The sequence below is a fragment of the Sulfitobacter sp. NFXS29 genome (genome assembly GCF_040148765.1).
Classification (GTDB): Bacteria; Pseudomonadota; Alphaproteobacteria; order Rhodobacterales; family Rhodobacteraceae; genus Sulfitobacter.
Genome location: NZ_JAGDED010000029.1, coordinates 1 through 1,487, shown reverse-complemented (window position 1 = coordinate 1,487; position 1,487 = coordinate 1). Strand labels below are relative to the sequence as shown.

The following is a 1,487-nucleotide window of genomic DNA, read 5'->3' as shown; positions in this document are numbered from 1 at the left end:
CGCCTGACCCTTTAGGAGCCTGACCACCGGAGAAAACCTCCATTGTCACGCCCAAGTCGGGCAAGAATGCCAGCGCTTCAAGCAGCCCTCCAGATAGGGGCTTATTGCGTATTGCGCCTTGGTTCTGATAGCGCAGCCAATCAGCTTCCATATCAAGCCTGCCCCTTTGGTTTGGCCCCGGCCAAGTTGCCTAAGACGGAAAACAAGCCTCCGCCTGCAAAGGCCTGCCCCGACCGGCCCGCACCTCCGCCATCAAACATATCTGCGAGGCCGTTATAGTCCCTGAGACGGGGACGACCGGTCTGAGAATGATGCCTCGGCCTAAAGCCTTGCCCGAACATCTGTCCAAAGCTGGTTGGCTGGCTGTCGCCGCGCAGTCGCGCCAATACTTGCTGCATATGCTGCGCCCGTTGCTGTTCGGCCCATTGCTGGCGGTAATCGCTTTCGGCGCGCATGTGGTTACCAAAGGTGCTGAGAATGCCCCCTCCAGTGAATGACGGCCCTTCGGCACCAACGCCGCCCCCGTTGATCATATCAGTGAAGTTTTTGTATCTCGCCCGTTCCATTCGCCTACCTCTTTTCGTCCATTTCTCTGCCTTGCATCACCCATCTGAGGGGATCAAAACTGCTTACTGAATCTTACCATAATTCACCGCAAACCCCAATGAAATAAGGCTAAATCACTCAGTAAAGTCGATGCTGATACCCGCCTCTGCGGCAACCAAGACACACCTGGATTTGAACTCCTCGTCGGTTTCGTTTTCCAACCGACTGGCGGACCAACCCCGCCCAAATGCGGTCGCGATTTGAGGCTTACCTTTGCCGTCGGGAGCCGGTCGGTAGGTGCTATGCCAGATGTAGACATTCTCACGGTACGAGCCGTCCTTGCGCTCCAATTCGGCCACGCGGTTTTGTTGCTTCTGAAAGGTCATTTACTTGTCTCCAATGCCGTGATCCGGCGTTCAATTTCTGTAGTTTCCAAAGTGCGCCGGAACTGCTCGACCACTGCCATGACAGACGCGGCCTCCAGTGGAGTTACCTCGCCATCGGCGATAGCCTTGAGGATGGCCCGTCCGGCCTTAGCAGCATCCTCTGCCGTTTCGATGTTCGGCAGGTCGAAAGAGACCGGGGCATCCTTGCGAGCCGGGGCGATCCGGTCGAGGCAAAGGCGTAGAGCCATCACATCGCCGTCTAGCGCCTTATCAATGGCTGCTTGGGTCAATGCCTCCTGCTGGCCCTCCAGCATCGCCTCAATAGCCTGTGTGACCTTGTGGCGTGCGCCTCGTGGTCTGCCGGGATTGCCGGGGGCAAATGTACCGTCCGGATTGCGCTCATCCGTTTTCGCGCCGTTGTTACGGTTGCCGCTCTTGCTCATATCGCATGCCCTTTCTGAGAATGTTTTTGCTGCTGAGACAGGTCGGTTTGCGTCACCACCTCGCGTGAACCAACTGAGCGCGTGACCACCCCCTCCCCCCCTTTAGGGGGAG

At 57.5% G+C, this 1,487-nt stretch carries 3 protein-coding genes; 1 reads left to right on the top strand and 2 read right to left on the bottom strand.

The window, feature by feature from the left end:
- Positions 1 to 308: 308 nt before the first annotated feature.
- Positions 309 to 497 (top strand): hypothetical protein, encoded by a 189-nt coding sequence (locus tag J3456_RS19385; RefSeq protein WP_349581893.1) that lies wholly within the window; start codon positions 309 to 311, stop codon positions 495 to 497.
- 183 nt (positions 498 to 680) lie between these two features.
- Here J3456_RS19385 and J3456_RS19380 read toward each other — a convergent pair whose 3' ends face one another.
- A complete protein-coding gene (locus J3456_RS19380; RefSeq protein WP_349581892.1) occupies positions 681 to 932 on the bottom strand; it encodes a hypothetical protein in 252 nt (83 codons plus the stop codon).
- Positions 929 to 1,375: a DUF5681 domain-containing protein gene (locus tag J3456_RS19375; protein WP_349581890.1), complete on the bottom strand. Its 447-nt coding sequence runs from the start codon at positions 1,373 to 1,375 to the stop codon at positions 929 to 931. Before J3456_RS19375 ends, J3456_RS19380 begins: the two co-directional genes overlap by 4 nt.
- Between the last annotated feature and the right edge of the window lie 112 nt (positions 1,376 to 1,487).

Coding starts and splice junctions, on each gene's coding strand:
- J3456_RS19385 (WP_349581893.1), top strand. CDS start 309: ATGATGCCTCGGCCTAAAGCCTTGCCCGAACATCTGTCCAAAGCTGGT.
- J3456_RS19380 (WP_349581892.1), bottom strand. CDS start 932: ATGACCTTTCAGAAGCAACAAAACCGCGTGGCCGAATTGGAGCGCAAG.
- J3456_RS19375 (WP_349581890.1), bottom strand. CDS start 1,375: ATGAGCAAGAGCGGCAACCGTAACAACGGCGCGAAAACGGATGAGCGC.